The sequence below is a fragment of the Tenacibaculum sp. 1B UA genome (genome assembly GCF_033978845.1).
Taxonomy (GTDB): domain Bacteria; phylum Bacteroidota; class Bacteroidia; order Flavobacteriales; family Flavobacteriaceae; genus Polaribacter.
On record NZ_JAKVUA010000036.1, the window covers coordinates 1 to 5,794 of the forward strand.

General features: G+C 45.0%; 2 tRNA genes and 3 rRNA genes. All 5 read right to left on the reverse strand.

Going from position 1 to position 5,794, the window contains the following annotated elements:
• Nucleotides 1-41 precede the first annotated feature (41 nt).
• The 5 genes from rrf to MK851_RS15585 all read right to left on the reverse strand — a co-directional run bounded on the left by rrf (nucleotide 42) and on the right by MK851_RS15585 (nucleotide 5,262).
• A 5S ribosomal RNA gene (gene rrf, locus MK851_RS15565) occupies nucleotides 42-150 on the reverse strand.
• Between the two features lie 102 nt (nucleotides 151-252).
• Nucleotides 253-3,122 (reverse strand): 23S ribosomal RNA (locus tag MK851_RS15570).
• Nucleotides 3,123-3,344: 222 nt separating this feature from the next.
• A tRNA-Ala gene (locus tag MK851_RS15575) sits at nucleotides 3,345-3,418 on the reverse strand.
• Between the two features lie 90 nt (nucleotides 3,419-3,508).
• Nucleotides 3,509-3,582, reverse strand: a tRNA-Ile gene (locus tag MK851_RS15580).
• 156 nt (nucleotides 3,583-3,738) lie between these two features.
• Nucleotides 3,739-5,262 (reverse strand): 16S ribosomal RNA (locus MK851_RS15585).
• The 16S, 23S and 5S rRNA genes sit together here with 2 tRNA genes alongside, the layout of an rRNA operon.
• Nucleotides 5,263-5,794: the final 532 nt, after the last annotated feature.

The window sequence follows — 5,794 nt, forward strand, 5'->3', positions numbered from 1 at the left end:
CATAAAAAAACCTCAATCTTTTAAAGATTGAGGTTTATAAAGAAAGGCAACGACCTACTCTCCCACCATTGGCAGTACCATCGGCGCAAATGGGCTTAACTTCTCTGTTCGGGATGGTAAGAGGTGAGCCCCATTGCGATAATCACCTTAAATCGTTTCAGTATATTTCAACTGTAAAAGTTAACATATTAGTAAAATTATATCATAAATTCATCAAAGAGTTGCGCTTCCCCCCACTAGGAGGGGAAGACTGTACATAAGCCTATGGGTTATTAGTACTACTCAGCTACATACATTACTGCACTTACACTTATAGCCTATCAACGTGGTGATCTTCCACGACCCTTTAAAGAAATCTCATCTTGTGGTGGGTTTCGCGCTTATATGCTTTCAGCGCTTATCCCTTCCCGACGTAGCTACTCTGCAGTGCCCCTGGCGAGACAACAGATACACTAGAGGTCAGTTCAACTCGGTCCTCTCGTACTAAAGTCAAATCCACTCAAATTTCTAACGCCCACAGCAGATAGAGACCGAACTGTCTCACGACGTTCTGAACCCAGCTCGCGTGCCACTTTAATGGGCGAACAGCCCAACCCTTGGGACCTTCTCCAGCCCCAGGATGTGACGAGCCGACATCGAGGTGCCAAACCCCCCCGTCGATGTGAGCTCTTGGGGGAGATCAGCCTGTTATCCCCGGAGTACCTTTTATCCTTTGAGCGATGGCCCTTCCATGCGGAACCACCGGATCACTATGCTCTACTTTCGTACCTGATCGACCTGTATGTCTCTCAGTCAAGCTCCCTTATGCCATTGCACTCTACGCACGGTTACCAAGCGTGCTGAGGGAACCTTTAGAAGCCTCCGTTACTCTTTTGGAGGCGACCACCCCAGTCAAACTACCCACCACGCACTGTTCTCATTGCTGAGTTAGGCTCTAGATAAGCAAAGGGTGGTATTTCAAGGACGACTCCACAACGCCTAGCGACGCCACTTCATAGTCTCCCACCTATCCTACACATTACTTATCCAAAGTCAATACGAAGCTATAGTAAAGGTTCACGGGGTCTTTTCGTCCCGCTGCGGGTAATCGGCATCTTCACCGATACTACAATTTCACCGAGCTCATGGCTGAGACAGTATCCAGATCGTTGCACCATTCGTGCAGGTCGGAACTTACCCGACAAGGAATTTCGCTACCTTAGGACCGTTATAGTTACGGCCGCCGTTTACTGGGGCTTCATTTGATTGCTTCGCCGAAGCTAACAACTCCACTTAACCTTCCAGCACCGGGCAGGTGTCAGGCCTTATACATCATCTTTCAATTTAGCAAAGCCCTGTGTTTTTGATAAACAGTCGCCTGGATCTTTTCACTGCGGCCAACATTGCTGTTGGCGACTCTTCTCCCGAAGTTACGAGTCTATTTTGCCTAGTTCCTTAGCCATGAATCTCTCGAGCACCTTAGAATTCTCATCCCAACTACCTGTGTCGGTTTACGGTACGGGTTCTTATAATCTGAAGCTTAGAGGTTTTTCTTGGAAGCCTTTAGGCACACTATCCACGCATCCGAAGACTTGTGGTACTATCACACTTCAGCTAGATCTGCGGATTTTCCTACAGTTCCAATACCTAAATGTTTCAACGAACTATTCCGTCAGTTCGCGGTGCTTTCATTACTCCGTCACCCCATCGCAATTATAAGAAGTACAGGAATATTAACCTGTTGGCCATCGACTACTCCCTTCGGATTCGCCTTAGGTCCCGACTAACCCTCAGCTGATTAGCATCGCTGAGGAAACCTTAGTCTTTCGGTGAGGGGGTTTCTCGCCCCCTTTATCGTTACTTATGCCTACATTTTCTTTTCTATACGTTCCAGCATGCCTTACAGCACACCTTCAGCACATATAGAATGCTCCCCTACCACTTTAATAAGTCCATAGCTTCGGTAATATGTTTATGCCCGATTATTATCCATGCTCGACCGCTCGACTAGTGAGCTGTTACGCACTCTTTAAATGAATGGCTGCTTCCAAGCCAACATCCTAGCTGTCTGGGCAGTCAAACCTCGTTTTTTCAACTTAACATATATTTGGGGACCTTAGCTGATGGTCTGGGTTCTTTCCCTCTCGGACATGGACCTTAGCACCCATGCCCTCACTGCTGAGAAACATTTTATAGCATTCGGAGTTTGTCAGGAATTGGTAGGCGGTGAAGCCCCCGCATCCAATCAGTAGCTCTACCTCTATAAAACTTTGTCTCAACGCTGCACCTAAATGCATTTCGGGGAGTACGAGCTATTTCCGAGTTTGATTGGCCTTTCACCCCTACCCACAGGTCATCCAAAGACTTTTCAACGTCAACTGGTTCGGTCCTCCACTGTGTGTTACCACAGCTTCAACCTGCCCATGGGTAGATCACTCGGTTTCGCGTCTACTACTACTAACTATAGCGCCCTATTCAGACTCGCTTTCGCTTCGGCTCCACACCTTAAATGTTTAACCTTGCTAGCAACAGTAACTCGTAGGCTCATTATGCAAAAGGCACGCCGTCACACAGTAAATGTGCTTCGACCGCTTGTAGGCGTACGGTTTCAGGTTCTCTTTCACTCCCTTACTTAGGGTTCTTTTCACCTTTCCCTCACGGTACTAGTTCACTATCGGTCTTTCAGGAGTATTTAGCCTTACCGGATGGTCCCGGTGGATTCATACAGGATTACTCGTGTCCCGCACTACTCAGGGTACTGCTATATCCTCTTCGATTACCTGTACGAGACTATCACTCTCTGCGGTTCGTCTTTCCAAACGATTCCAGTTCTCTTAGATTCTAATGTCGCAGCCCTACAACCCCAATATTGCCGTAACAATATTGGTTTGGGCTAATCCGCGTTCGCTCGCCACTACTAACGGAATCACTTTTGTTTTCTCTTCCTCTGGTTACTTAGATGTTTCAGTTCACCAGGTTTGCCCCCTTGCGGGTAACATGTCTTCAACATGCTGGGTTGCCCCATTCGGAAATTTACGGATCATAAAATATGTGCTTCTCCCCGTAACTTATCGCAGCTTATCGCGTCCTTCTTCGCCTCTGAAAGCCTAGGCATCCTCCATACGCCCTTATTTAGCTTATTGTACTTTTTGCTGTAGTATCTCTACTACAACGAGCTCTTTATAATTCTTGTTCTTATAAAAATATTTTGTTAGATATTATTCTAACGCTCTATCTTGATTCTTTACGATATCATTTTACCAATATGTCAATGAACGTGGCGAATCGCCACTGATAAGTATTTATCAGCGCAACTCGTGCAGCACTCTGAAACAACTTATTTATTGTCTCGAGGCACTGCCTCGTGGAGAATATCGGAGTCGAACCGATGACCTCTTGCGTGCAAGGCAAGCGCTCTAGCCAGCTGAGCTAATCCCCCATTTGAAATTCAGAATTATGAATTCAGAATTACGAATTTAGAATTCTCTAGCTCCTAGAATTTCCTTTCTTTCTAATTATCTTAAAATTGTAGTCTCGGGCAGACTCGAACTGCCGACCTCTACATTATCAGTGTAGCGCTCTAACCAGCTGAGCTACGAGACTTTTTTAGCCTCTAGCCTTTAATCCTTAGACGTTAGTTACTAACACTAACAACTATCGACTAAATACTATTGACTTATTAAGATCTTAGTCTAATTTTTTAAAATTAACAGCAAAGAGTAAAATATACCTCTATTGTAACTCACCATCTTTCTCTAGAAAGGAGGTGTTCCAGCCGCACCTTCCGGTACGGCTACCTTGTTACGACTTAGCCCTAGTTACCAGTTTTACCCTAGGCAGCTCCTTGCGGTAACCGACTTCAGGCACCCCCAGCTTCCATGGCTTGACGGGCGGTGTGTACAAGGCCCGGGAACGTATTCACCGGATCATGGCTGATATCCGATTACTAGCGATTCCAGCTTCACGGAGTCGAGTTGCAGACTCCGATCCGAACTGTGATATGGTTTATAGATTCGCTCCTATTCGCATAGTGGCTGCTCATTGTCCATACCATTGTAGCACGTGTGTAGCCCAGGACGTAAGGGCCGTGATGATTTGACGTCATCCCCACCTTCCTCTCGGTTTGCACCGGCAGTCTCGCTAGAGTCCTCAGCATTACCTGTTAGCAACTAACGATAGGGGTTGCGCTCGTTATAGGACTTAACCTGACACCTCACGGCACGAGCTGACGACAACCATGCAGCACCTTGTAAAGTGTCCGAAGAAAAACCAATCTCTCAGTCTGTCACTCTACATTTAAGCCCTGGTAAGGTTCCTCGCGTATCATCGAATTAAACCACATGCTCCACCGCTTGTGCGGGCCCCCGTCAATTCCTTTGAGTTTCAATCTTGCGATCGTACTCCCCAGGTGGGACACTTATCACTTTCGCTTAGTCACTGAATCTAAATCCAACAACTAGTGTCCATCGTTTACGGCGTGGACTACCAGGGTATCTAATCCTGTTCGCTCCCCACGCTTTCGTCCATGAGCGTCAGTATATACGTAGTAGACTGCCTTCGCAATCGGTATTCTAAGTAATATCTATGCATTTCACCGCTACACTACTTATTCTATCTACTTCCGTATAACTCAAGTCAACCAGTATCAAAGGCAGTTCCATAGTTAAGCTATGGGATTTCACCTCTGACTTAATTGACCGCCTGCGGACCCTTTAAACCCAATGATTCCGGATAACGCTTGCACCCTCCGTATTACCGCGGCTGCTGGCACGGAGTTAGCCGGTGCTTATTCTTACAGTACCGTCAGTTGGTTACACGTAACCAAGTTTCTTCCTGTATAAAAGCAGTTTACAACCCATAGGGCAGTCTTCCTGCACGCGGCATGGCTGGTTCAGAGTTGCCTCCATTGACCAATATTCCTCACTGCTGCCTCCCGTAGGAGTCTGGTCCGTGTCTCAGTACCAGTGTGGGGGATAATCCTCTCAGACCCCCTACCTATCGTTGCCATGGTAAGCCGTTACCTTACCATCTAGCTAATAGGACGCATAGTCATCTCGTACCGATAAATCTTTAATTAAAAAATGATGCCATCTCTTAAATTTATGGAGTATTAATCTTCATTTCTAAAGGCTATCCTCCTGTACAAGGCAGATTCTATACGCGTTACGCACCCGTTCGCCGGTCGTCAGCAGAAAAGCAAGCTCCTCCCTGTTACCCCTCGACTTGCATGTGTTAAGCCTGCCGCTAGCGTTCATCCTGAGCCAGGATCAAACTCTTCATTGTATAATCTTTAATATTATAAATGTTAAGTTCCAAAAGAATTTTTAACTTCGAAAAGTTATGGTTATTCTACTCTTTGTTTTACGCTGTCAATTTCAATATTTTCAATGAACTTGTGGCGAGTCGCCACTGACAAGTTTTTACTTATCTTACGACTCATCCTCTTGTAGAAATACTAGACTCGAACTAGTGACTTAATCGTCTTCCAAAATTTCTGTAATCATATCGCTTTCTCAAAGCGGATGCAAATATACAAACTATTTTTAATCTGACAAAAACTTTTTAAAGTTTTTTTTTAATTTGTTTTTCGCACTATTTTAATGAACTGTTTTTCCCTAAAATTCGGACTGCAAAGATACTCACTTTATTTCGTATTAAACAAGAAAATTTAAACTATTTTTTAACCTTTTCTTAATATATCTTAACCCCTATTTTAATGAACTCTTACTAACTTCTAAGCTTACCGCTTATCCGTTTGCGGGTGCAAATATAGATACCTTTTTCCACTTAACAACTACTTTTTTTGCCTTTTTTT